The organism is Pseudobutyrivibrio sp., assembly GCF_017471675.1.
GTDB lineage: Bacteria > Bacillota > Clostridia > Lachnospirales > Lachnospiraceae > Pseudobutyrivibrio.
In genome coordinates, this window is the sequence record NZ_JAFUSK010000064.1 from 1 (window position 1) to 24,273 (window position 24,273).

Consider the following 24,273-nt stretch of genomic DNA (forward strand, 5'->3'; position numbering starts at 1 on the left):
GATCCAATGTAAAATGTAATTGAGCCATAGTATTCATCCTTTCAATTATGTTTTGTGTGGTAACTTAATTTTAACTGAAAGATGAGCACTTGGCTCTTTTTAATAAATTTTAGAATTTACACCATTATATGGGCTTTATCCACTGGAATAGGAAAAAAGTGAAATCCAGTGGTAAAAATGCAGTGTGATTACCACTGGAATAGAGGAAATGCAAAATCTAGTGGTAAAAAGAAGCAGATTACCACTAGCACATGGGTAAATCTAGAAAGCTAGAGGTAAGAAAATAAGAGATTACCACTAGCACATGCAAAAAGTCGGAAAGCTAGAGGTAAGAAAACAAGAGATTACCACTAGCACATGGATAAATCTAGAAAGCTAGAGGTAAGAAAGCAAAAGATTACCACTAGCACACAACAAAAGCCGGAATGCTAGAGGTAAAGCCGAAAAATATTACCACTAAGAACAGTGAAAAACAGATTTGCTAGTGGTAATCCCCCTCAGCCGTTAAATTTTTGTGAATTTATTTCAATTGAATTGCAATAATATTCAGACAATTTTATAATTAGCTTAAGTATAGATGCTATTAAGCTAAGGAGAAAACTTGGAACCAATCACTATTGAAAAGGGCAAAAAGTTAATAAACGAAGGGGATGCAATAGATAGCCTGTATGTAATCTTGAAAGGAACCATCAAGCAGGATTGGAAGGGCAAACAGCTACTGCTTGGTCCTGGTACAGTAGCGGGATTGTCCGATGCTTTGAACCATAAGTACGAGGCGGACTATACTGTGGAGGAGGATGCCTCAGTCATCAAATGCCCATACAAGAGTATGGATGATTTTGATGGTATTTTTAAGGCGCAACCTGTGTATATCTTTGGCTTTGCCAAGGGTGCATTCAGGCAATGTAGGGATGTGTTCAAAATCTACGATGAGCTAAAGAAAAAGGTGGATGATTTCTCTGATTATTGTCGTGGAATCCACGGTGAATATAGAAAACAGTGCAGAGCAGTGGGCATGACTCCTGTGGAGATTCCTATGCTTGAGGAGATGGAGCCTATTGAGCTTAAGGGGGAAATTCTTAAGTGGGAGCACGATTATATAGATAGCCTTAATTCTGTTGATAACAAGGAAATTGAAAGCATCTATGGCAAACGCACAGAAATAGTAAATGGTGTTATTGGCATCAGCTGCGGCTACATGAAGCGTGCAATCGAATGTGCTGAAACTATGGGATTTTACCTGGATGAATTTACACCTGTGCTGTTATCATCTGACAAAAATGATTTGTTTGATGCTATTTTTAAGCTGAGAGTCTATGCAGCAGAGCGAGGAGCTGACCAGGCTAATATCATAAAACTAATGAAAATGCTATATAAGTTCCTGTCTTCATCAGGCCTTTATGATAAGGCACTTATCAAAGACAGATGGGCTGAGTATGACGGTCATGATTTTGCAGCTACAGCTGCAGCCTTTGACGAGGCCAAGATGCAAAAGCAGGCTGAGTTCACCCAGACCTTTGAGCATATTTGTGAGTTTGCAGAAATTGACGAGGATAAGACAGAAGAATACAAAGAACAGATTGCTGAATACCTGGCATTGTCAGATAGAGAAGGCAAGGATGACTATGAGCGCAAGGTTAGAAAGAAGGCAGTAGATATATTCTATGAAATGTATCAAAAGACCTTCTTTAGAGCTTTGGAATTTGAAGCATACGGCGGCGAGCTTGATACTATTATTCAGATGTTCTTGAATTTTGGTTATATTGAGTATGATGCCATTGGAGATGAAATCACAAATGAGCTTGCAGATATAATGGATAGGCTTTCTAGTCTATGTGAAAGCGACCATCTATTCACCATATATAAATGGCTTAGAGCTGTTTACGCTGGCGACCGTGAGCCTAGCCGAAACGAGCTGGATTTAGATTACAGAGGCTTCGTGCTAGAAGAGCGTAAATCCGGTAACATCACAGAGGCTGATATGCCTAAGTGGATGGCAGATCAGGAGCAGAAGGTTAAGTTTGAAATGAACAACTTCTTTGTATCTGCCAACAGAACCACATCTGGTAAGATGACATCATTCTGTCCTGTTCTTACAAAAGAGGATTTTGGCATGGAGCCAATGAGAATGCTGGTTACCAATGCCAAGCTCGTAGAGGCTATGGAAAAGATAGAAAGTATAGACTATCAAATATTCCTTAGAGAAGGCTTTTTCACAGATATGGATGCCAATGTAAAGAGCGAGCCATATCTTAAGAGGGTGCAGCCTGATATAATACTGCTTCCTAACTGTGGTATGCGTGCAATGATGTGGCAGGAGTGTGGTGGAATCAAGGTGGACTCACCAGGCAGATTTGTATTCCCAATGTTTACATTTGATGATTTAGATAAGATGATGATTTACTGCTGCGGCGCCTTTCGCTGGGAGATTTGCCGCAAGGAGCAGGGCTCTAGATGGAATGATATTGGTAGCGATTGCCTTACATCTGATTTCTATGATTACTTTACATTCTACCGCAAGAACAAAGAGCTTTCTGCTGAGAATAAAGAAAAGGTAAAGACACTGCTTAAGTCATCTCGCAACAATATGCGTGAAGCCTTTACCAAGCAGTATACAATCTGGATTAACTTTGAGGCTCAGGGAAGTATTAGACTTAACAAGCCAGAGAGAAATATACTGAACAAGCACTGTACATTCTCCAAGGCTTATAGGGCAAAGGTGGCTAACCACCCTATGTATGAGCAGTTGATTTCTAGGCATGAGATAAAGTGCAGCCAGGCTCTTAATCACCTGAAGACCATTATAGATAAAGTAGAAAAGAATGAAGGCACTGTACCTGATGAAGTAAAGCAGGGTATGGAGTACTTGAAGATGTGAAAAGTGACTGATGAGGTGTGTATCTACAGAGCCCCTCATCCGTCTGCTGCGCATCCACCTTCCCCCCATCTATGGGGGGAAGGCTTATTTCACATCATAATAAATTCTAGACTCTGGTGGCACCGATTCAGTAATAAATGTAGAACCTCCAATAATCGAATCGTGTCCGATAACAGTATCTCCACCAAGCACTGAAGCATTTGAATAAATAGTAACATTATCTTCAATAGTAGGATGTCTGCGGACACCTCTAAGGTTCTGACCGCCTCTTGTTGAAAGGGCACCAAGTGTAACGCCCTGGTATACCTTAACGTTCTTTCCAATTACTGTTGTTTCACCAATTACAATACCTGTGCCATGGTCGATAAAGAAATATTCTCCGATAGTAGCACCAGGATGGATATCAATACCAGTGTTGGAATGAGCGTATTCAGTCATGATACGTGGAATAATAGGCACACCAAGCAGATACAGCTCATGGGCTAAGCGGTATATGGTGATTGCCATAATGCCAGGATAAGCAAAGATTATTTCGTCTATGCTGGTGGCAGCAGGGTCACCGTCGTAAGCAGCCTGCAGATCTGTGTCAAGCAAGGCACGTACGTGTGGGATTCTCTTAAGGAAGGCAAGTGATAATTCCTCAGCCTTTGTAGAGCAAATCTCTTCGCAGCAACCGTCAAAATCAGGTCTGTAGCAAAGTATAAGTGCAATCTGCTTGTTCAGATTGTAAACCACATCTTCCATAAGTGTGTTAAGATTAGTCTCCACGTTGTATACCTTGTACACATGGTCACGGTAGTAGCCAGGGTATACAATACGAAGAAGCTTCTTAGTAATATCGATGATGGAATCCTTATTAGGCTGATGGTAAGTGTCCATCTTGTCGATAGCTCTGTCGGACTTGTAATCCTTAATAAGCTCATCGGTAATTTCTAATATTTCCTGTTCAATCTTTTTTCCGTCCATAATAATCTCCTATTTTATTGCGGCGCAAATTTCAGAAGTCATTTTAGGCTTGTTCATGCAATAGATATGAATGTGACCCATGCCGCATTTTTTCAGGTCATTGATTTGGTTGATGGCATACTCAATTCCGGCTGAACGCATTTCGTCTGGTTGGTCACCATATTTAGCACAAATATCTGCAAGCTTCTTTGGAACAGATGAACCTGCAAGTGTAACTGTGGAGCCAATCTGTCTTGCTGATGTGATAGGCATGATACCTGCAACAATAGGAACAGTAATGCCTGCATTCTTAGCACGCTCAACAAATCTGTAGAAATCAGTGTTGTCGAAAAACAGCTGAGAAATAAACATCTTAGCACCCATATCCTGCTTCATCTTCATAAAAGCAATATCTGAATCCATGGAGATGGCTTCAGGATGCTTTTCAGGGTAGCAAGAAGCAGATATATCAAGGTTAGTGTTAGTATTCAAAAAGTGAATCAAATCTGTTGCATGAGGGAATATTCGTTTTTCAAACTGCTCTTCAGACATGTCACGAGGCTTGTCACCCCTAAGTGCAAGCACGTGTTCAACACCAACCTTTTCAAGCTCATTGGTAACCTGTAGGATATCTGCTTCAGAAGAACCAACGCAGGTAAGGTGCGCCATGGCATCAGTGTGCAGTGTGTTTTGTATGTAAGAAGCAATCTCAACAGTCTTCTTGGAATTGCTGCCACCTGCACCGTAGGTTACACTAATGAAATCAGGCGAAAGTGTTGATAGTGAATCAAGTATTTTGAAGCAATCAGAGAAATCTGCCTCCTTCTTTGGAGGAAATACTTCAAATGATAAGGATGAATCTCGGTCGAACATGTCTTTTAGCATAAAAATCTCCTATTCTCAATAAGTTTAACAATTCTATCACAGTTTTTAAATAGAAAAATAGTATCATATTCAAGAATAAAAGAAAAGATGATATTATAAAATATAGGAATTAGATATTATTGGGAGCAGTTTTGATATGAAACTTAATGACATCAAGAGTAAGCTATTTAAAGGTAAGGGATTGCAATTCCCAGAGCATAGAGAAATCGTCAGAGGTTTAGCCGCTGACACTTTTGTGCTACTAAAAAATAGTGGGATACTTCCTATGAAAAAGAGCAAGGTGGCTCTTTTTGGTGCAGGGGCAGTTGATACTATTTTTAGTGGCTTATTTTTTAACTACGTATTTACGGATAAGAATGTAAATGTTAAAGAAGGTCTTTTATCTAATGGCTTTAGCTTTTCCACAGATGCCTGGCTGGAGAAGATGGAAAAAGCAGCAGGGGTAAAGGATAAACAGGATAAGGCAACAGCTAAAAGAAATGGTGCCTACGAAGGTAAGCAGTACGAAACAGATGAGCTTCCTATATCAAAGGCTGATATTGCCGAGGCTGTGCTTGGAACCGACACTTGTATATATGTAGTCCGCCATCAGCTTGTGGCTAGTGGTCCACTTAAGGAAAGCGAATATCATTTTACTGAGACAGAACAGCAGAATTTGCAGCTTATCGTTGATACATTTGAAAATGTTATTCTTGTATTAAATACAAACATGCTTGAGTTGGGACAGTTTGCCAGGGCGAAGAATATCAAAGCCATCTTATTAATGGGAATCCCAGGCATGGAAGCTGGCAACGCTCTTGCAGATGTTCTTACTGGTGCTGTTAATCCTAGTGGTAGACTTACAGCCACCTGGGCTAAGAAGTACAAGGATTATTCAACCTGCTACAGCACAGCAACCTTGAATGCCAGTGCCAAGAAAAATGAAATTGATTATAAAGAAGGAATCTATGTTGGGTATCGATATTTCGATACCTTTGATGTGGCGCCTCTTTATCCATTCGGATATGGACTTAGCTATACAACATTTGATATGAAGCTTGAATATCTAGAGGCCAGCTGGATGTCTATTGTTCTTCGTGTTAAGGTAACAAACACAGGTGAGCGTGCAGGCAGACAGGTGGTTCAGGTGTACTGCACTCAGCCTATAGTTAATATTGAAAAGCCGAACCAAATATTAGTGGGCTTTGCCAAGACAGGTAAGCTAAAGCCAGGTGAGCATGAGGATGTTACAATTAAGATTCCTATTATGACACTAAGCTCCTTTGACGAGGAAACCACAGCCTGGGTAATGGAGAAGGGTGACTACCTGTTTAGAATAGGCGAGAATTCAAAGGATACAGTGCTATGTGGCAAGGTGGTTTTGGATAGATTTACCACTATTAAAAGTGTCACACATGTAATGGAGCCTAAAAAGCCACTGGAATTTTTGGCTCCACCTAAGCGTCCTGAGGAAGATACAGGCTTTATCATGGTTGCTTCCTTAAACGGTGACGATTATAACTCTGAGAACAAATACGTTTCCAGAGATGAAGAATTTATCACTTATGTACCGGAAGGCAGTAAGTATGTTTCATACACCAACAGCAACTCCTACAATATGCCTTTATCTGGTAGGGAGAATATTAAATATGTTAAGCCTTGCGGTACATCTACATTTTTTGATGTGATTAATGGTAAGGTGACTGTAGAAGAATTTGTGTCATCCCTTTCACCGGAGGTAATGGCAAGAATAGTAGCTGGTGATTATTACACCAGTCCAATAGATAACGAATCCAGATTCAAGTTTGATTTTAATATTGATAAGTATAAGTATAGGGTTTCTGCCAGAACAACATCGCAATTTGCCACCACACTGGGTATCCCTGCGGTTAAGCTGGCAGATGGACCATCAGGCCTTAGGATAGAAGGTGTGGCTACTACCTGCTTCCCATCCCCTATGAATATGGCTCAGACCTGGGATATGGGTGCAGTGGTTCGAATGGGTCGCGCCATTGGTCGAGAGATGGAGTTTTACGGTATTGATTATTGCCTGTCTCCTACATTAAACATTCACAGAAATCCAATGCGTAGCCGAGCCTACGAATTTTACAGTGAAGACCCGGCTCTTGCAGGTGCTATGGGAGCAGGTCTCATAATGGGTATCAAGAGATATGACGGCAGAGATGCCATCCTGAAAAATCTTGCAACCTACAATCAGGAAAGCGGCACTGCAGACGTTAATATTAATGTTTCCCGCCGGGCTTTTGGAGAAATATATCTTCGTTCATTTTCTGCATGCCAGTTTATCTGCAAGCCGGCAGGACTGCTTAATTCTGGAAACAGGATAAACGGCCAGTATTCATCTTCACAGCGTGGACTTAATACTGATATTGTAAGAAAGGATTGGGGCTTTGATGGATTTATATTATCTGATTGGGGCTCTATATCTGAAAAGGCCTATGACATTCACGCCGGTTGCGATTTGATTATGCCAGGCTTTGACCCTGATAAGATTCTTCAGGCGATGATGGATATTCCACCAGAATTTGGCAAGGATGGCTTTGTAACCAAGGTAGAAAAATCCTTTGTTTATGGTGAACCTATGATTCAATATTACAATTGGGGTTCGTTTATGCCTGACAAATCCGGCAAGGATTTGGTGCGAACCACAGTGGAAGCAGATGTGCCACTTAACGAAAATATTCATAGGCTTAAGGAGCAGGGAATTTGTAAGATAGAAGACTTGCCTGATGGAAAAAAGGCGGTAATCTACAGAAGTATTAATAGAGGGGCGTATCTAGCCCTGGGTGACCTACAGCAGGCGGTTATTCACGTTCTTCAGGTAATCAAAAATTCAGGCTCCATGAAGAAATTAATGGAAAGTGCCAAGATTTAAATAAATATTTCTTTAAAAATTTACTCCCCTCGTATACAATAGATGAAGTAATATTCGCATACGAAGGGAGTTATTTATGTTAGCGGAAATCATGGCTATAGTCATTTTCGTGGCTATGTTTGTGCTTATTGTATGGGATAGGTTCCCAAAGCACTATGTTACTTTAGGTTGTGGAGCACTTACCAGTATATTTGTTTTTGGTATTGGTATGCATAGCTCAGAGGCTTTCCTTAAAACCTTAGCTATTGGCGGGATTTTTACACCTTCTTTTTGGCATGCAGCTGGTGAGTCTGCAGAACAGACCTCCGGTGTTAATTGGGCTACCATTATATTTTTATGGGGAATGATGGTAATGGTAGAGGGCATGGCAGAGGCAGGCTTTTTTGATTGGCTTTGCCTTAAGATTGCAAAGCTGGCAAAGTTTGAACCGGTTAGAATCTTTGTTGCATTTATGATTCTTTCATCAGTTCTTGCAATGTTTATCGATTCTATCACAGTTATACTTTTCCTTGCAGCAGTTACAATCAGGCTTGCAAGAACACTTAAGTTTAACCCTGTGCCAGTTATTATGGCAGAGATTTTCTGTGCTAATCTTGGTGGAAGTGCTACTATGTGCGGTGATCCACCAAACATCATTATCGGTACATCACTTGGTTATTCTTTTGCTGATTTCGTTATGAACACAGGAGCAATCGGTGGTATTTCTCTTGTTATTATCATTATCTATTTCTATTTTACAATGAGAAATAGATTACAGGATCCAGCAGATAAGGTTGCGCCAGGAACAATAGATGTTGATGTTAAGATTGATAATATGAGAGAGTTCTTAACAAGCACAATCATATTTTTGATAGCTATTGTACTTTTGGTTACACATTCTATGACAGGCCTTACAGTTGCATTTATAGGTACATTTATTGCAATTATCACACTTGCAACAGCAGGACGTAAGGCACTTGTACTGCTTAAGAGAGTTGATTATTTTACACTGTTATTCTTCATTGGCTTATTTATCGTAGTAGGTGGTCTTGAAGAGACAGGGGTACTTGTTGTTATTGCAGAATTTATTGCAAAGGTATCAGGCGGTAATGCTCATCTGATGATTGCAATCATCCTCTGGATAAGCGCAATCGCATCAGCCTTTATCGACAACATTCCTTTCTCAGCTACAATGATTCCTGTTATCAGGACACTTGCAGCTACAACAGGGGTTGACCTTTCTACAATGGCATGGACACTTGCTATCGGTACAGATATTGGCGGTAGCATGACACCAATCGGTGCCAGCGCCAATGTTGTTGGTATTTCTACAGCAGGTAAGGAAGGTTATCCAATCAGCTGGGGTACATACTGCAAGGAATTGGTACCAGGTACAATAATTGTTCTTATGGTATCAATGATATGTATCTTTTTCAGATATCTTTAAATAAGTCTTCTTTATTTACTGGCAATACTCGACTTATTGCCGGTAATCAGATAAAATATTTGTATAAGATAATACTGAAAGGGGGTAGTTTATGGGGCAGTTTATTATTTCAGTAGGAAGAGAATACGGTAGTGGTGGACACGAAATTGCCACTATACTTTCGGAGAAGTTTAATGTACCGCTATATGATCGCAATATGCTAGACCAGATGGCGGAGAGAAACGGAATAGATGCAGAGGATTTACATAAGCACGAGGAAATGAAGCGACAGGGACTTACCCGTACAGTGCGAGGTCATTCTTCTAGCGTTCAGGATACAATAGCTAAGCTTCAGTTTGATTTTATCAGAGAGAAGGCTGAAAGCGGCGAAAGCTTTGTAGTAGTTGGACGTTGTTCAGAGAATGTACTTAGGGATCATCCGGCACATATATCACTTTTTATCAGGGGAGACGAAGCTGTTAAGACCGAGCGTATTTGCAGGCTCTACAAGCTTAACAAAATCGAAGCTAAGGCTAAGATGTATCGTCACGATAAAAAGCGAAAGGCTTATCACAACTATTATTCCAAAATGAAATGGGGAGATAGCAGAGGCTACGACTTTTGCGTTAATAGCTCGTTAATGGGGGTTGAAGCTACGGCAGAAGCTCTATATAAAATGTTATCAGAGTTTTTAAACAACAAAGAGTAATCGGGAGAGAGTAGGCCTTGGGCCTGCTCTCTTTGTCTTTTAGCTGCAAAGGAGAGGGATATGGCAGATAAGGGGTTTAAAAACAGCTTGAAGCGTCAGATGCTAAAGATGACGCTGATTCCACTTACGCTTATGACTGTTGCTATAGTGGTGGTAAGTGTCAGCATCGTAAGAAAATCCATAACAGATCAGATTAGGCAGGAGCTTATAGGTGATGCTGAGCTGGTGGGATTTACTTTTGACAAATTCTACAATGGAGATTTCCATCTGGTTGAGGGGGATGATGGAGAAATGTCCATATACAAGGGGGAGCAGCCTCTTAATGGTGATGATACATTAATGGCTCAGCTTTCGGATACCCTTAACATCAATGTTTCCATTTTTTACAATGATACCAGACTGTTAACAACGCTCAGCGATAGCTCAGGCAACAGCGCAGTGGGAACCAAAGTAGCAGCAGTGGTTAAAAACGAAGTCCTTGATACAGGCTCATCTGCCTTTTACGATAATGTAATGGTATATAATACCAAAAGCTTTGCCTATTACAAACCCTTTGCTGGTGCCGATGGCTCGGTCATGGGAATGATAGGGGTGTGACGTTCAGGAGAGGATGTTCAAAAGCAAGTATTTAGATATATCCTTCCGATTATCGGAATCTGCCTGGTGGTGGCAGTATTCTTTGGTTTTATTATGGTAAGGTTCAACAAGAAGCTTGCTGATAGAATCTTCAAGATGGACAGATATATGAACAAGCTTGCCGGCGGTGAGTTTGATTATGAAATGCCACGTGAGCTTATGCAAGAGGATGACGAAATCAAAAGCTTAGCACATGATGGTAAGAAGATGGCAAGGGCCTTAAAGACTTTGGTAGAGTTTGATGCCTTAACGGAGCTTAACAATAGACGTTCCGCTGATAAGAAGCTATCAGAGGTACGAATCCGCATGGTTGAAATGGGAATGAAGTACTGTGTATGCATTGCGGATATAGATTTCTTTAAAAAGGTAAACGACACCTACGGACACGAAATGGGTGACGAGGTGCTTAGAATGGTAGCAGCCAAGCTGAAAAAGGGAATGGTTGGTAAAGGCTTTGCGGCTAGATGGGGTGGAGAAGAATTTTTGCTGATATTTGATGGCAGGGAGCTTGATATCGCAAAAAGAGAATTGTCTATGATTATGGATGATGTGCGAACCATCTATGTGCCTGATACTGACAGACAAATTACAATGAGCTTTGGACTTACAGCCATGATTGCAGGTGAGTCTACGGATGAGGCACTTAGCCGTGCCGACGCCAATCTGTATGAGGCTAAAGAGGGAGGCCGAAATCAGATAGTATGTAAGTAAGGTAGTCTTGCTTTAATAATAGTTTTGGGGGAATGTATGTTAAAGGTTTTTTTAGTTGAGGACGAGTATTTTGTCCGAGAGTCAATCAAGAACAACATTGACTGGGAGAGTCATGGATTCAAGTTCTGCGGGGAGGCAGGTGACGGCGAGGTTGCACTGCCAATGATTAGAAAAGAGTTGCCGGATATCGTAATTACGGATATCAAGATGCCATTTATGGATGGCCTTACTCTATCTAAAATGATAAAGGAGGAGCATTCTTCTACAGAAATTATTCTGCTGACAGGTTACGAGGAGTTTGATTATGCCAGAGAAGCACTAAACATCGGCGTAGCTCGCTACTTAGGTAAGCCTATCAGTGGCAGTAAGCTTTTAGAGGAATTAGATGCACTTGGCAACAAGATAAAAGATAAAAAAGAAGAATTAGCCATTGTGGAAAAGTATGAGAAGGAGATGGAAGAGAAGAATCTTTCTGAGCGCTTAGGCTTTTTTGACATGCTTGTGACAGGTGGCAGGGATACCCTTTCTCTTATGAATGAGGCCAGAAAGCTATCCTTGGATTTGTCTGCAGTATGCTACAACATCCTCTTACTCAAGGTGTGGTCTGACAGACATGATATGGAGGAATATTCAGGCACTGTTGTATCCATGGAAGAAAGACTTAAAGCAATGGCACAGGAGAAGAATGCGTTGCTTTTTGATAGACATCTAGAAGGCAAGGCATTTTTATTTAAGGCAGATTCCACAGAGCAGATGGATGAGCTTTTAAAGGAATGCATTGATAGAATGGAAAGGATGTTTGAGGAGAATCGTCACATTCGATTCTTTGGTGGAGTGGGTAAGACTGTCACCCACATTACTGAGATTCCAGAATCATTTGATAGTGCAGGTAGAGGCTTTGCCCATCGCCATCTGGGAGAATCTAACAAATTCATCTGGGGCAATGAACACAATCCTCAAGCAAATGAAGAGTTCTCTCTGTCAGAGCTTAATCCTAAAAAGATGGCACATGAGAGAGTTATCGAATTCCTTCGCCGTGGAGACTGTAACGAAGTTACCTTCTTCGTGGAGGAGTTTACCTGCGACCTTGGAAGCAATGTTATGAATTCCACAATGTTTAGACAGTATCTTACTATGGACACTTATCTTACGGTGGTGGATTTTGTGGAAAATGAAATCGGCGTACCAAGAGATGCCATTGATACATTTGATTCAGATAATTCTATACTACTTAGCAAGGATAATTCCGTTGCATATCTTAAGAGGATTATAGATAAAGCAATCTGCCTTAGAGAGGAAAAATCTAAAAGCAGATATCATGATGTGGTTAGGGATGCTATTGCTTACATTGAGGAAAACTATTCTAACGAGGACTTTTCTCTTAACACCTTGGCAGCCTATGTGAATTTTTCACCTAACCATTTAAGTGCTGTGTTCAGGCAGGAAACAGGACAGCCATTTATTAAATATCTCACAGATTATCGTATTACAAAGGCAAAGGAGCTGCTTAGATGCACCAGCAAAAAGAGTAGCGAAATAGCAAGCATGGTGGGATATAAGGATGCACATTACTTCTCTTATGCATTTAAAAAGGCCCAGGGCATTACCCCTACTGCATATCGAGGAACTGCAAAAGAGGAGATTAAATGAAAAGCAGAACAGGTGACAGGGAGCAGGGAAAGCTAGCTCTTCAGATTCGTATTTCCTATCTTTTTCTGCTTATCCCTATAGTAATATTTCTTATTTATGTTTTTTATAATCTGTGGGAGACAAATTCAAGATATGAAAAGATGCTAAACTCGGTGGTTACGGCCAGTGAGTTTAGTCTTGATTTCAAAAATGATTATGACTACGAAACATATCTTTTGATAGTGGGAAATAAGACAGCAGATGATTCCAAACTGCCTGCACTTCTTTCTGATGCCAGACGTGTAGTTGATGATTTAAAGCAATACACAGATACACCCGACAACAAAAAGAGGCTTGATAGTGCGGAAAAATATTTAGATAACCTGGAGACTTATAACGATAGAATTCTTTCTAATCTAAGGATAGAAGGACGCTACGAAGAGAATATGGTCATCTGGGAAAACGATGTTCAGATTGTAACAGGACTGGTGCAGGATACCATCAACGAATATATCTACTACGAAAACAGGGAGCTGCAATCAGCCCAGGAGATTAACAAGGAACACACTATTAATTTTATTAGAATCGCCGTAACTACATTTATGATGATAGTTACCATTCTTGTTGTGTATTCCATCTTTGTACCTCTATCCATTACAGAGCCAATTGAAAAACAGGTTAGGGCGGAGCAACGACAGCTGCGTAAGGCAGAATTTGAGCTTTTGCAGGCACAGATTAATCCACACTTTCTATACAATACCCTTGATGCCATTGTCTGGTCTGCGGAAGCTGGTAATCAAAAGCAGGTTATTGCCATGGTGGGAAGCCTTTCAGATTTCTTTAGAACATCCTTAAATAAGGGCAAGGAGATTGTAACTGTCAGGGAAGATTTACATCATGTAAGAAGCTATTTGGAAATCCAGCAGATACGCTATTTAGATATATTGTCATATGAGATTGATGTGCCGGAAGAGCTATATGATTACAGGGTGCCAAAAATTACCCTTCAGCCACTTGTGGAAAACGCGCTTTACCATGGTATAAAAAACAAGCGTGGCGGTGGACAAATAGTAGTCCGTGGATGGGAAGATGTGGATTCCTACTATATTCAGGTGGAGGATAATGGAATTGGTATGACACCTGAACGTCTTAGCGATATTAGAACTGCCCTCAAAGAAGCAACACCGGCGGAGAATGTTTTGTATGGGCTTTATAATGTAAACGAACGTATTCGCCTTAACTTAGGTGAAAGCTACGGTATTCATATAGACAGCATATACGAAGAAGGCACAAAGGTTACACTTCATCTTCCGAAAAATTCTACCGAATTCGTAGAAAATCAAACCTCTCCAAAATAAGAAATAAAAAATCAAACAAGTTACCCTTTTTTATCAATGTAAAAACTCATCCTTCTGGTCTAAGATAAAATCAACAAGGGGGAAAGCCCCAATAACACTTAGACCTTATAAGGAGGGGAAAAATGAAGAGAAAAGTTTTAGAAATGATGATGGTTGCTGCAATGACAATGGGTCTTGTAGCATGCGGCGGCAGCGACAGCGGCGATGCAGCAGCAACAGGTGACACAAGTAGCGATACAGAAGCTACTACAGAGGAGACAACAGAAGCCTCTGGTGAATTAATCAAGGTTGGTATCATTAACAACGATCCTAACGAGTCAGGTTATCGTACAGCTAACGATGCAGATTTAAAGGCTATGTTCACAAAGGAGAACGGCTATGATGCATCATTTGCATACAGCTTAAAGAATGATGAGCAGATTCAGGCAGCTCAGCAGTTCATCCAGGATGATGTTGATTACTTACTTCTTTCAGCAGCTGATACAGCAGGCTGGGACAGCGTACTTCAGGATGCTAAGGATGCTGGTATCCACGTAATTCTTTTCGACCGTACAATCGATGCTGATGAGAGCCTCTATGATGCTTCTATCGTATCTGATATGGCTAAGGAAGGTGAGACAGCAGTTAATTGGCTTGCTGACCAGGGCTTAGATAGCTACAAGGTTATCCACATTCAGGGTGTTATGGGCTCTGCTGCTCAGCAGGGACGTTCAGGCGCTCTTGATGACAAGGTAGCAGCAGAAAGCAACTGGGAAATCGTAGCACAGCAGACAGCTGAGTGGAATGCAGAGAAGGCACAGCAGATTGTTCAGTCACAGATTGATGCTGGTAAGGACTTCAACGTAATCTACGCTGAGAACGATGATATGGCTAAGGGTGCTGTAGCAGCTCTTGATGCAGCTGGTATCTCACACGGTGTTGGCAAAGACGTAATCGTTATGGGCTTTGACTGCAACAAGTGGGCACTTGAAGAGCTTCTTGCTCAGAACTGGAACTATGATGGACAGTGCAACCCATTCCAGGCTTCATACATTGATGAAATCATCAAGACAATTGAAGGTGGAAGCGCTCCTGCAGAGAAGGTTGTAATCATGGAAGAGAAGGGCTTCGATGCTGAGACAATTACACAGGAAGATGTTGATACATACGGCATCTAATTCTTGTAAGTAACTATAGTATTTATGAGGCGCGGCTATCCGCGCCTCTTTCAAAAAAGAGAGTAGGGAGATTGACCAGTGAAAGACAACAGAGTACTTGAAATGCGTGGCATTTGCAAAAGTTTTCCTGGTGTTCGAGCCTTGGCAAATGTGGATTTTTCCTTGAATGAAGGTGAGATTCACGCTTTGATGGGGGAAAATGGTGCGGGAAAATCTACATTGATAAAGGTCCTTACCGGAGTTTACACAAAGGATGAAGGAACTATCAGTTTAAAGGGAAAGGGTGAAGTTCAGATTCACTCCCCACAGGATGCACAAAGAAGCGGTATCAGTACCGTATATCAGGAAATAACATTGTGCCCAAACCTTACGGTTGCAGAAAATATGTACATTGGACGTACCGAAGGTGCATTTACAAATTGGAAAAAAATGAATGAGGACGCAGACCGTATATTAAAATCACTTGATATACCAGCGTCTGCAACACAACAGTTAGCAAGCTGCTCAATAGCAGTGCAGCAGATGGTAGCTATCGCAAGAGCGGTAGATATGGATTGTAAGGTTCTTATTTTAGATGAGCCAACATCATCCTTAGACGCTCAGGAGGTTCAGAAGCTTTTTGGATTAATGCGGGATTTGAAAGCTAGAGGAGTAGGCATTATCTTCGTTACACATTTCCTTGATCAGGTGTACGAGGTGTGCGACAAAATCACTGTACTTCGTGATGGTCAGTTAGTGGGAGAATTCGAAATAAAGGATTTGCCTAGAGTTCAGTTGGTAGCAAAAATGCTTGGAAAAGAGATGGATGACCTTTCAGACATCAAGGGCGAGCATGAAACCTACAGCGGAGCTGACGCAGGTGAAACCATATTTGAGGCAGAGAACCTGCAAAGTGATGCAGGTATCGAACCATTTGATTTTTACATTAAAAAAGGTGAAGTTAACGGCTTTATCGGATTGCTTGGTTCTGGTAGATCAGAAAGCGTAAGAGCAATATTCGGTGCCGACCGTATTCTTTCTGGTAAGGTAAAGGTTCATGGCAAGGAGGTTAAGATTCAAAAGCCTCTTGATGCAATGAAAAATGGTATCGCTTACCTTCCAGAGGATAGAAAGATTGATGGTATTATTGGAGATCTTTCAGTTAGGGAGAATATTATCTTAGCTCTTCAGGTTCTAACTGGATTTTTCAAGCCATTCTCAAAGGCCGAGCAATATAAATTTGCAGATGAATATATTAAAAAACTAAATATTAAAACAGCCTCTGCTGATACCCCTATCAAATCACTTTCCGGTGGTAATCAACAGAAGGTTATCCTTGCTCGTTGGCTGCTAATGCACCCAGAGTATTTGATTCTTGACGAACCAACTCGTGGTATCGATGTTGGAACAAAGGTAGATATTCAAAAGCTTGTACTTGAGCTTGCATCAGAGGGTATGAGTGTCACCTTTATATCTTCAGAGACAGACGAAATGCTACGTACCTGTTCTAGGTTAATTGTACTTCGCGACCGCAAGATTGTAGGCGAGCTTTCTGAGGATGATTTAAGTCAGAATAAGATTATGAAAACCATAGCCGGAGGTGATAGCGAAAATGAGTAAAACAAACAAGAAAGAAAACTTTTGGCGTGGGTTGGTATCTAATCAATTGTTTATTCCAATTATTGCATTACTGCTTTTGGCAATAATCAATTTGTTCCATGACCCAACATTTTTCAAGGTAACAATGGGACTTAACAATGCAGGTAATCCTGTATTATCAGGTTACTTGATTACTATTTTGGATTACGGCTCAGAGCTTGCAATCCTTGCAATTGGTATGACACTTGTAACAGCAGCATCTGGTGGACAGGATATTTCTGTAGGTGCCACAATAGCAATCGCAGGTTCAGCTATGCTAAGAGTTTTGTGTGGCGGCGAAGCACGTCCTACAGACCTTGCTGCTCCTGTAATCGTAGCATTTTTGGTAGCATGCATTGTTGGTATGCTTTGCGGATTATTTAATGGTGTGCTTGTTGCTATATTTAAGATTCAGCCGATGATTGCAACACTTATATTATTTACAGCTGGTCGTTCAATCGCAGCTTGGATTAACAACAACGAGCTTCCAATTGTGCCAGATCCAAAGTTTGGATATTTTGGTGGATTTATTCCTGGAATCCCTGTTCCAACAACAGTATTTATTGCAATTGCATGTATTATCATCATTGCATTAGTGCTTAAGTTAACTAACTTAGGTCTTTATACACAGGCGGTTGGTATCAACGAAAAATCTTCTAGATTAAATGGTATCAACCCTACAGCAATCAAGATTTTAGCATTCGTCATTCTTGGACTTTGTGTTGCAGTGGCAGCTCTTATCAAAGTTAGCCGTCTTTCAACAATCAATTATTCAGTAATTGCAAAGGATATAGAAATGGATGCAATCCTTGCAGTTGCCCTTGGTGGTAACGCATTATCAGGTGGTAAGTTTAATATCTGGGCATCAGTTCTTGCAGCTTATGTAATCCAGTTCTTAACCACTACACTTTACAAGTTCGAAGTTAGCTCAGATGCCCTTGCAGCATACAAGGCAGTAGTAGTAATTCTCTTAGTAGTATTCTCTGCTCCAACTGTTCGCAATTATCTTAGCTCACTTGGCAAGAAATTCACTAGCAAGAAGGAGGTGGCATAATGGAAAAGGCAAAAAAGGAGAGCATCTTCACCCGAGTAAGTGATACAAACCTTCTTCTTTCAATTACAATTATTGTTTTTGTACTTATGTACATTGGAGCAGCCCTAATCCTTGGTGGTGCCTTTACCAAGCCACAGGCCTTCTTCAATATATTAAATGCCAACGCTGCACTTATCATTACATCATGTGGCATGAGCCTTGTAATGATAACAGGTGGAATCGATATTTCAATCGGTGGTGTAGTTGCACTTGTATCTATGTGCTGTGCTGTATATCTTGATCATCATAATGGTTCTATCTTTGGCTCTATTATGATTGCACTTGGTATTGGCCTGGCTTATGGTCTTGTTCAGGGCTTTTTGGTAGCATACCTGGATATCCAGCCATTTATAGTGTCACTTGCAGGAATGTTCTTTGCCAGAGGTATGACCACTATTGTAAATACTGCACCATTTAATGTAGAAAATGAAAAGTTTATTGCGCTTAAGCTTACACGTATTAACGTGCCTGGCATGGGCTCTGTAAATAAGCTGGGTGCCTATGTTCCAGCCTATGTAGAAATAGGTGTGGTTGTAGCACTTATCCTTGTAATTATATTATTTGCAGTTTTACGCTGGACTAAGCTGGGCCGTAGCTTCTATGCTGTTGGTGGCAACATGCAAAGTGCTCTTATGCTTGGTATCAATGTAAAACGCACAAAATTCTTATCACATCTTATCTGCTCGCTTTTAGCAGGTATTGGTGGATATGTATATTTCCTTCATGTAGGCTCTGGTGCAGCAAGTCACGCAATGGGCATGGAAATGAATGCAATTGCTTCATCTATCATCGGTGGCACAATGCTAACAGGTGGTGTAGGAAATATTATTGGAACATTATTTGGTGTTCTTTCACTTAGCACTATCCAAAACATCGTTTCATCAGCAGGTTTCGACCAGGCTTGGTGGACAGGAATTACAATTGCTGCAATGCTATGCTTGTTCCTTTTGATACAGAGTGTTATCATGGCTAATAAGAAGAAGGCATTAAAGGCAGTGTAAAATTATATGAAAAATAAAAAGACTTTTATGTGGCTTCTGCTCTCGTTGCTGGTTTTGACTGGCTGCGGGAGCAGTCGTCCTGTCCAGACAGAAGAAATTGAAAATGAGGATGCTGGTAAAATCGTGGTGGGCTTCTCCCAGCTTGGGGCTGAATCCGATTGGCGTAGTGCAAATACAGCCTCTATGAAGGAAGCCTTTGGGGATGGCACAGGCTATTCTTTGGTATTCAAGGATGGCCAGCAAAAGCAGACCAATCAGATTACGGCCATACGCACATTTATCCAGCAGGATGTGGATTACATCGTTCTTGCACCAGTTATGGAATCCGGCTGGGATTCTGTTCTTACAGAGGCCAAGCAGGCTGATATTCCAGTTATTTTAGTAGATAGAATGGTGGATGTGGCAGATAGGTCACTATATAGTTGCTGGGTTGGCTCTGATTTTGAATTAGAGGGTAAAAAGGTTTGCGAATGGCTCCATCAATACACCCTAGCTAAGGGCATTGCTCCAGAGGATTTGCATATTGTAGATTTGCAAGGTACATTTGGCTCCACAGCTCAGCTTGGTCGCTCCCGTGGGCTTAATGAGGCAGCCTTAGAACACGGCTGGGATATAGTAGCTCTTAAGGATGCGGATTTTACCCAGGAAAAGGGCAGAGAGGTAATGGCTCAGTTACTTCGTGAATACCATAATATTAATGTGGTTTACTGCGAAAACGATAATGAGGCCATCGGCGCAATCAAAGCCATAGAAGCTGCAGGGCTAAAAGCCGGGGCAGATATTGAAAATGGTGAGATTATGGTATTGTCCTTTGATGGAATTAATGAGGAAGCTCTATCTTATATGGCGCAGGGAAAGATTGCCTGCATCGGTGAATGCAATCCTCATCACGGCCCTAGAGTAGAAGCTCTTATTCAGTCTATTGAGGATGGTGGGATTCCAGAGAAGTTTAATTATGTAGAAGAGAGCATATTTAGCACTATAAAAGAAGTTACCACCATAACTGTTGACGGGCAGCAGTATACGGTGGCAAATCCTTTTGATAATTAAATATTTTTGAATTCAGGATGACTGAATTCTCTTCTAATCAATATAAAGCAAATGGTAAATGAAAGTACATCTGCTATTGGTCCTGCGTAAAGGACTCCGTCAAATCCAAACAATAATGGAAGACAGATAATCAGTGGTGTAAGGAATAATACCTGTCTTGTCAGCGACATAAATATTCCCTTGTAAGGCTTTCCGATGGCTGTAAAGAAATTTGATGTAAGTGGCTGTAGGAAAGCTGTACAAATACCAAACAGGAAAATTCTAAAGTATCTAGTACAGAAATCAAAGTAAAGTTCACTTCCTGAGCCAAAGATTGAAACAATCTGGCGAGGGAATAGCTGGAAGCATAGCCAGCTAACAGTGGTGATGCATGCAGCAAGCTTAATAGCTAAGTGGTATGCATCTTTAACTCTTTTATAATTCTTAGCGCCATAGTTAAAGCTAATGATTGGCTGCAATCCCTGTGAAATTCCAATTACAAATGAAAAGCAAATTCCATTAACCTTTGAGATAATACCTGCACAGGTGATAGGAATATCTGCGCCGTATATTGACTGTGCACCATAGTGTCCCATTACGTGGTTCATAACAATCTGCACAAGCATCATTGCAATCTGATTGATAAATGGTGCAGTTCCAAGGGATGCAATGGCAATTATTACTGAAAGCTTAGGAATGAAATGCTCTTTCTCAAGCTTAACTGTCTTAAACTTAGTAAGGTAGATAAGTACCATGAATCCTGAAATATACTGGCCAATGATTGTGGCAACAGCAGCACCTGTCATGCCCCATCCAAATACAGCAACGAATAAAGCATCCAGGATGGTGTTGATAATGGCACCTACTAAGTTAATAGCCATAGTCATGTTAGGACTTCCATCGGCTCTTACCAAATGGCTACCGCCACCTGATAATATAAAGAAAGGAAAGCCTAAAGCACATATTCTGGAATATTCCATAGCGTATGGCAATATGTTATCTGTGGCACCACAGGCTATCAGGATTGGCTCTAGGAATAATTCTGTGATAATAGCTAGAATCAGTCCGCCACAAAGCATTACAGTAACTGCATTTCCTATATAATATCCGGCTTTTTTAGTTTCGCCTCTTCCCATTGAAAGATTAAATGTAGATGCAGCGCCGATTCCACATAACAGCGCAATAGATACATTTAAAATAGAAAGAGGAAACTGGATGTTGGTAGCACCATTTCCAAGTGGTCCTACAAAGTTTCCTATAAAAAGCTGATCCACCATATTGTAAAGTGAACCAACAAGCATAGCGATAATGCTTGGTATCGCAAATTTTCTAAGAAGCGTGCCCACAGGCTCAGTGCCAAGTGGGTTAGTCATTGTTGTTTCTCCCATTTTAATAAGTTCCTTCTATATTATAATTCGATATTAAAAGTCAGATTAGTCTCTAGTCCAACGTCCGCTGGCACCGCAAGGAAGTACAAGGCCTGATTCTGTAACAGGAAGACCTATTTCATCAGCGGTAACCTTACCTGGGTGATTCTTAAGTAGAGCAGTGCTAATCATATAATTAAGAACTGCAGGCTGAAGACCGGTAGTGTAAGAGTTAACCAGGAAGAATAATGCATCATCTGACATAATCTGTTCGCAAAGCTCAATGAATGGGAATATGTCATCCTCAATCTTCCAAACTTCCTTATTAGAACCTCTGCCGTAAGAAGGAGGATCCATAATAATGCCATCATATTTGTTGCCTCTTCTGATTTCTCTTTCTACAAACTTGCGGCAGTCATCTACAAGCCATCTGATAGGAGCTTCGCTAAGGCCAGATGAGGCTGCGTTTTCCTTGGCCCAGCCTACCATTCCCTTAGAGGCATCCACATGTGTAACCTGTGCACCTGCAGCTGCAGCAGCAAGTGTAGCACCGCCAGTGTAAGCAAAAAGGTTAAGCACCTTAACAGGACGATTCTTTTCTTTTATTTCTTTATTAATAATAGAAGAAAACCAATCCCAGTTTACAGCCTGCTCAGGGAAGATACCTGTGTGCTTAAAAGCAAAAGGCTTAATGTTGAATGTAAGATTGTGATTGCAGATTGGGTAGCTGATTGTCCACTGCTCAGGCAAATCAAAAAACTCCCATTCACCACCACCCTTACTTGAACGGTGATAATGTCCGTTTAACTTCTTATAATAAGGAGAAGCTTTTTTGGTGTTCCAAATTACCTGTGGGTCTGGACGAAGGAGAACATATTCTCCCCAACGCTCTAGCTTTTCTCCTGAAGAGCAATCTATAATTTCATAATCTTTCCAATTATTTGCTACTTGCATTTTAAATACCATTCCTTCTATAATAATATAACCTCATGGCTTCCACACCATGGGAAGCAGTCAGCTTTAGCTGACGGATCAGGTGTCTACTTCACCTGCAATATTATACTTGAAGATTGTTATTCTTCAATGACTTCTAGTTAAAAAACTCTATTTCAACCACAATATATAGGTTATTTTAGGATTGTTCTTAATAAAATACAATTATTTTATTCTTTTTCTTGCAGATAACCCCATTGTCGTGTATATTATTACTTGCTGTGACATGATAGCGATGAAGCGTGAGGTTGCAACCCAGCTTGCTGTGGTTGGTTTTCCGTGGAGCGAATGTCAAGTTAGGAAACTGACGACAAGTCACTGTACAACAGAAAACCGTCCGCTTTGCGGAAACGACGTGTGAGAACTTGTTCGCTTTTTAAAAGTTAGAGCATGAAACACACGGGTAAGTGTACAGTCGCCACTTGTTCGATTTTTCAGAAGTAAGAAAAACGAAAAAGGAGGAGACTTTTTTTATGGCAAATCAAGTTATGAGAATCACACTCAAGGCTTATGATCATGAGTTAGTAGATTCATCTGCCAAGAAAATCATCGAGACTGTTAAGAAGAACGGAGCACAGGTTAGTGGTCCAGTACCTCTTCCAACAAAGAAGGAAGTTGTTACAATTCTTAGAGCTGTACATAAGTACAAAGACTCTCGTGAGCAGTTCGAGCAGAGAACTCATAAGAGATTGATTGATGTCATCGATCCAACACAGAAGACTGTTGAAGCACTTTCTAAGTTAGAGATGCCAGCAGGTGTTGAAATCAGCATCAAGAACAAGTAATTGAGTTCGAAACAAATTTTGTAAACATCCAAGATGGTTTTATATAGAAGCAACTTAGATTTCTTATCTAGTTCCACTTATATGACACTGTTCTAGGATGAACGGTTCCGCTACCCCAGTTAATTATTAGATGGGCAAGAAGCGTTCCGCTGTAGAAAATGGAGGTAAGAAACATGAAGAAAGCTATTTTAGCTACAAAGGTCGGAATGACTCAGGTCTTCAGTGAAGGCGGCGAGCTTATTCCTGTAACTGTTCTTTCTGCTGGTCCATGTGTGGTAACACAGATCAAGACAGTAGAGAATGACGGTTACGATGCAGTTCAGGTTGGCTTTATGGACAAGAAGGTTAAGCTTGTTAATAAGGATGCTAACGGACGCAAAGAAATCATTCATCGTAATGGCGTAAACAAGCCAGAGAAGGGTCACTTCGATAAGGCTGGTGTTGAGCCAAAGAGATTTGTTAGAGAGTTCAGATTTGACAATTGTGCAGATTATGCACTCGCTCAGGAAATCAAAGCTGATATCTTTGAAGCTGGTGACAAGGTTGATGCAACAGCTACATCAAAGGGTAAAGGATTCCAGGGCGCTATCAAGAGATTAGGTCAGCACAGAGGACCTATGGCTCACGGTTCTAAGTTCCACAGACATCAGGGTTCAAACGGTGCATGTTCATCACCTAGCCGTGTATTCAAGGGCAAGGGAATGCCTGGTCAGATGGGCGGAAACAAGGTTACAATCCAGAATCTTGAGATTGTACGTGTTGATGTTGAAAACAATCTGCTTTTAGTAAAGGGTGCTGTTCCAGGACCAAAGAAGTCTCTTGTAACAATCAAAGAGTCAGTTAAAGCAGGAAAGTAATCTTACGATAGGAAAGGAGGAACTTAGCGATGGCTAAAGTATCCGTATACAATATGGAAGGCAAAGAAGTTGGCACCATGGATCTTAACGACAGCATCTTCGCAGTTGAGATCAACGAGCATTTAGTTCACATGGCAGTTGTCCAGCAGCTTGCAAATAACCGTCAGGGAACACAGAAAGCTAAGACACGTTCTGAGGTTTCTGGTGGTGGTAGAAAACCTTGGAGACAGAAGGGAACAGGTCATGCAAGACAGGGTTCTACAAGATCTCCACAGTGGACAGGTGGTGGCGTAGTATTCGCTCCAACACCAAGAGATTATACATTTAAGCTTAATAAGAAGGA

General features: G+C 40.9%; 20 protein-coding genes. 16 read left to right on the forward strand and 4 right to left on the reverse strand.

The annotated features are described in order from the left end of the window. The first annotated feature begins 601 nt into the window (after positions 1-601). Positions 602-2,878: a cyclic nucleotide-binding domain-containing protein gene (locus IJ535_RS10135; protein WP_294302176.1), complete on the forward strand. Its 2,277-nt coding sequence runs from the start codon at positions 602-604 to the stop codon at positions 2,876-2,878. Positions 2,879-2,962: 84 nt separating this feature from the next. On the opposite strand, the gene IJ535_RS10140 is transcribed toward IJ535_RS10135, so the two are convergent. Both IJ535_RS10140 and metF read right to left on the reverse strand, forming a co-directional pair. Continuing rightward, complete coding sequence (locus tag IJ535_RS10140; protein WP_294302179.1) at positions 2,963-3,844, reverse strand: serine O-acetyltransferase; 882 nt, start codon at positions 3,842-3,844, stop codon at positions 2,963-2,965. Positions 3,845-3,853: 9 nt separating this feature from the next. Then, positions 3,854-4,708 (reverse strand): methylenetetrahydrofolate reductase [NAD(P)H], encoded by an 855-nt coding sequence (metF, locus tag IJ535_RS10145; protein WP_294290616.1) that lies wholly within the window; start codon positions 4,706-4,708, stop codon positions 3,854-3,856. A 136-nt stretch (positions 4,709-4,844) separates the two neighbouring features. On the opposite strand from metF, the gene IJ535_RS10150 reads away from it, so the two are divergent. The 12 genes from IJ535_RS10150 to IJ535_RS10205 all read left to right on the forward strand — a co-directional run bounded on the left by IJ535_RS10150 (position 4,845) and on the right by IJ535_RS10205 (position 19,949). Beyond that, complete coding sequence (locus tag IJ535_RS10150) at positions 4,845-7,583, forward strand: glycoside hydrolase family 3 C-terminal domain-containing protein (RefSeq protein ID WP_294302182.1); 2,739 nt, start codon at positions 4,845-4,847, stop codon at positions 7,581-7,583. 76 nt (positions 7,584-7,659) lie between these two features. Continuing rightward, positions 7,660-9,009, forward strand: coding sequence for an SLC13 family permease (locus tag IJ535_RS10155; protein ID WP_294302187.1), 1,350 nt, complete (start codon positions 7,660-7,662; stop codon positions 9,007-9,009). 91 nt (positions 9,010-9,100) lie between these two features. Then, entirely contained in the window at positions 9,101-9,697 is a 597-nt protein-coding gene (locus IJ535_RS10160; protein WP_294289265.1) for a cytidylate kinase-like family protein, read from the forward strand. A 60-nt stretch (positions 9,698-9,757) separates the two neighbouring features. Continuing rightward, positions 9,758-10,294 (forward strand): cache domain-containing protein, encoded by a 537-nt coding sequence (locus IJ535_RS10165; protein ID WP_294302190.1) that lies wholly within the window; start codon positions 9,758-9,760, stop codon positions 10,292-10,294. Positions 10,295-10,387: 93 nt separating this feature from the next. Next, positions 10,388-11,044 carry a GGDEF domain-containing protein gene (locus tag IJ535_RS10170; protein ID WP_294302193.1) on the forward strand — a complete coding sequence of 219 codons (657 nt, stop codon included), beginning with the start codon at positions 10,388-10,390 and terminating at the stop codon, positions 11,042-11,044. A gap of 36 nt (positions 11,045-11,080) precedes the next feature. Further along, complete coding sequence (locus IJ535_RS10175; protein ID WP_294302196.1) at positions 11,081-12,694, forward strand: response regulator; 1,614 nt, start codon at positions 11,081-11,083, stop codon at positions 12,692-12,694. Then, a complete protein-coding gene (locus tag IJ535_RS10180) occupies positions 12,691-14,031 on the forward strand; it encodes a sensor histidine kinase (RefSeq protein WP_294302198.1) in 1,341 nt (446 codons plus the stop codon). Before IJ535_RS10175 ends, IJ535_RS10180 begins: the two co-directional genes overlap by 4 nt. A gap of 122 nt (positions 14,032-14,153) precedes the next feature. Further along, positions 14,154-15,188, forward strand: a complete 1,035-nt coding sequence (locus IJ535_RS10185; RefSeq protein ID WP_294302201.1) for a substrate-binding domain-containing protein — start codon at positions 14,154-14,156, stop codon at positions 15,186-15,188. A gap of 78 nt (positions 15,189-15,266) precedes the next feature. Next, positions 15,267-16,787 (forward strand): sugar ABC transporter ATP-binding protein, encoded by a 1,521-nt coding sequence (locus tag IJ535_RS10190; RefSeq protein ID WP_294289277.1) that lies wholly within the window; start codon positions 15,267-15,269, stop codon positions 16,785-16,787. Further along, entirely contained in the window at positions 16,780-17,859 is a 1,080-nt protein-coding gene (locus tag IJ535_RS10195) for an ABC transporter permease (protein WP_294302204.1), read from the forward strand. The genes IJ535_RS10190 and IJ535_RS10195 overlap by 8 nt, the downstream gene beginning before the upstream one ends. Then, entirely contained in the window at positions 17,859-18,899 is a 1,041-nt protein-coding gene (locus IJ535_RS10200; RefSeq protein WP_294302207.1) for an ABC transporter permease subunit, read from the forward strand. Before IJ535_RS10195 ends, IJ535_RS10200 begins: the two co-directional genes overlap by 1 nt. Before the next feature lie 6 nt (positions 18,900-18,905). Further along, positions 18,906-19,949: an ABC transporter substrate-binding protein gene (locus IJ535_RS10205; protein WP_294302210.1), complete on the forward strand. Its 1,044-nt coding sequence runs from the start codon at positions 18,906-18,908 to the stop codon at positions 19,947-19,949. Here the strand turns inward: IJ535_RS10205 and IJ535_RS10210 are convergent. Beyond that, positions 19,946-21,316, reverse strand: coding sequence for an MATE family efflux transporter (locus tag IJ535_RS10210; protein ID WP_294302213.1), 1,371 nt, complete (start codon positions 21,314-21,316; stop codon positions 19,946-19,948). The two genes, IJ535_RS10205 and IJ535_RS10210, sit on opposite strands and share 4 nt — an antisense overlap. 45 nt (positions 21,317-21,361) lie before the next feature. Beyond that, complete coding sequence (locus IJ535_RS10215; protein WP_294302219.1) at positions 21,362-22,249, reverse strand: class I SAM-dependent methyltransferase; 888 nt, start codon at positions 22,247-22,249, stop codon at positions 21,362-21,364. A 512-nt stretch (positions 22,250-22,761) separates the two neighbouring features. Between IJ535_RS10215 and rpsJ the strand changes: the two genes are divergently transcribed. The 3 genes from rpsJ to rplD all read left to right on the forward strand — a co-directional run. Then, a complete protein-coding gene (gene rpsJ, locus IJ535_RS10220) occupies positions 22,762-23,073 on the forward strand; it encodes a 30S ribosomal protein S10 (RefSeq protein ID WP_015548360.1) in 312 nt (103 codons plus the stop codon). A 173-nt stretch (positions 23,074-23,246) separates the two neighbouring features. Further along, positions 23,247-23,930, forward strand: a complete 684-nt coding sequence (rplC, locus tag IJ535_RS10225; protein ID WP_294289291.1) for a 50S ribosomal protein L3 — start codon at positions 23,247-23,249, stop codon at positions 23,928-23,930. 29 nt (positions 23,931-23,959) lie between these two features. Next, positions 23,960-24,273, forward strand: a 314-nt coding sequence (gene rplD / locus IJ535_RS10230) for a 50S ribosomal protein L4 (protein WP_294302220.1), incomplete at its 3' end; no start/stop codon positions are given.

Coding starts and splice junctions, on each gene's coding strand:
- IJ535_RS10155 (WP_294302187.1), top strand. CDS start 7,660: ATGTTAGCGGAAATCATGGCTATAGTCATTTTCGTGGCTATGTTTGTG.
- IJ535_RS10180 (WP_294302198.1), top strand. CDS start 12,691: ATGAAAAGCAGAACAGGTGACAGGGAGCAGGGAAAGCTAGCTCTTCAG.
- IJ535_RS10160 (WP_294289265.1), top strand. CDS start 9,101: ATGGGGCAGTTTATTATTTCAGTAGGAAGAGAATACGGTAGTGGTGGA.
- IJ535_RS10210 (WP_294302213.1), bottom strand. CDS start 21,316: ATGGGAGAAACAACAATGACTAACCCACTTGGCACTGAGCCTGTGGGC.
- IJ535_RS10195 (WP_294302204.1), top strand. CDS start 16,780: ATGAGTAAAACAAACAAGAAAGAAAACTTTTGGCGTGGGTTGGTATCT.
- IJ535_RS10200 (WP_294302207.1), top strand. CDS start 17,859: ATGGAAAAGGCAAAAAAGGAGAGCATCTTCACCCGAGTAAGTGATACA.
- IJ535_RS10185 (WP_294302201.1), top strand. CDS start 14,154: ATGAAGAGAAAAGTTTTAGAAATGATGATGGTTGCTGCAATGACAATG.
- IJ535_RS10205 (WP_294302210.1), top strand. CDS start 18,906: ATGAAAAATAAAAAGACTTTTATGTGGCTTCTGCTCTCGTTGCTGGTT.
- rplC (WP_294289291.1), top strand. CDS start 23,247: ATGAAGAAAGCTATTTTAGCTACAAAGGTCGGAATGACTCAGGTCTTC.
- IJ535_RS10150 (WP_294302182.1), top strand. CDS start 4,845: ATGAAACTTAATGACATCAAGAGTAAGCTATTTAAAGGTAAGGGATTG.
- IJ535_RS10140 (WP_294302179.1), bottom strand. CDS start 3,844: ATGGACGGAAAAAAGATTGAACAGGAAATATTAGAAATTACCGATGAG.
- IJ535_RS10215 (WP_294302219.1), bottom strand. CDS start 22,249: ATGCAAGTAGCAAATAATTGGAAAGATTATGAAATTATAGATTGCTCT.
- rpsJ (WP_015548360.1), top strand. CDS start 22,762: ATGGCAAATCAAGTTATGAGAATCACACTCAAGGCTTATGATCATGAG.
- IJ535_RS10175 (WP_294302196.1), top strand. CDS start 11,081: ATGTTAAAGGTTTTTTTAGTTGAGGACGAGTATTTTGTCCGAGAGTCA.
- metF (WP_294290616.1), bottom strand. CDS start 4,708: ATGCTAAAAGACATGTTCGACCGAGATTCATCCTTATCATTTGAAGTA.
- IJ535_RS10170 (WP_294302193.1), top strand. CDS start 10,388: ATGGTAAGGTTCAACAAGAAGCTTGCTGATAGAATCTTCAAGATGGAC.
- IJ535_RS10165 (WP_294302190.1), top strand. CDS start 9,758: ATGGCAGATAAGGGGTTTAAAAACAGCTTGAAGCGTCAGATGCTAAAG.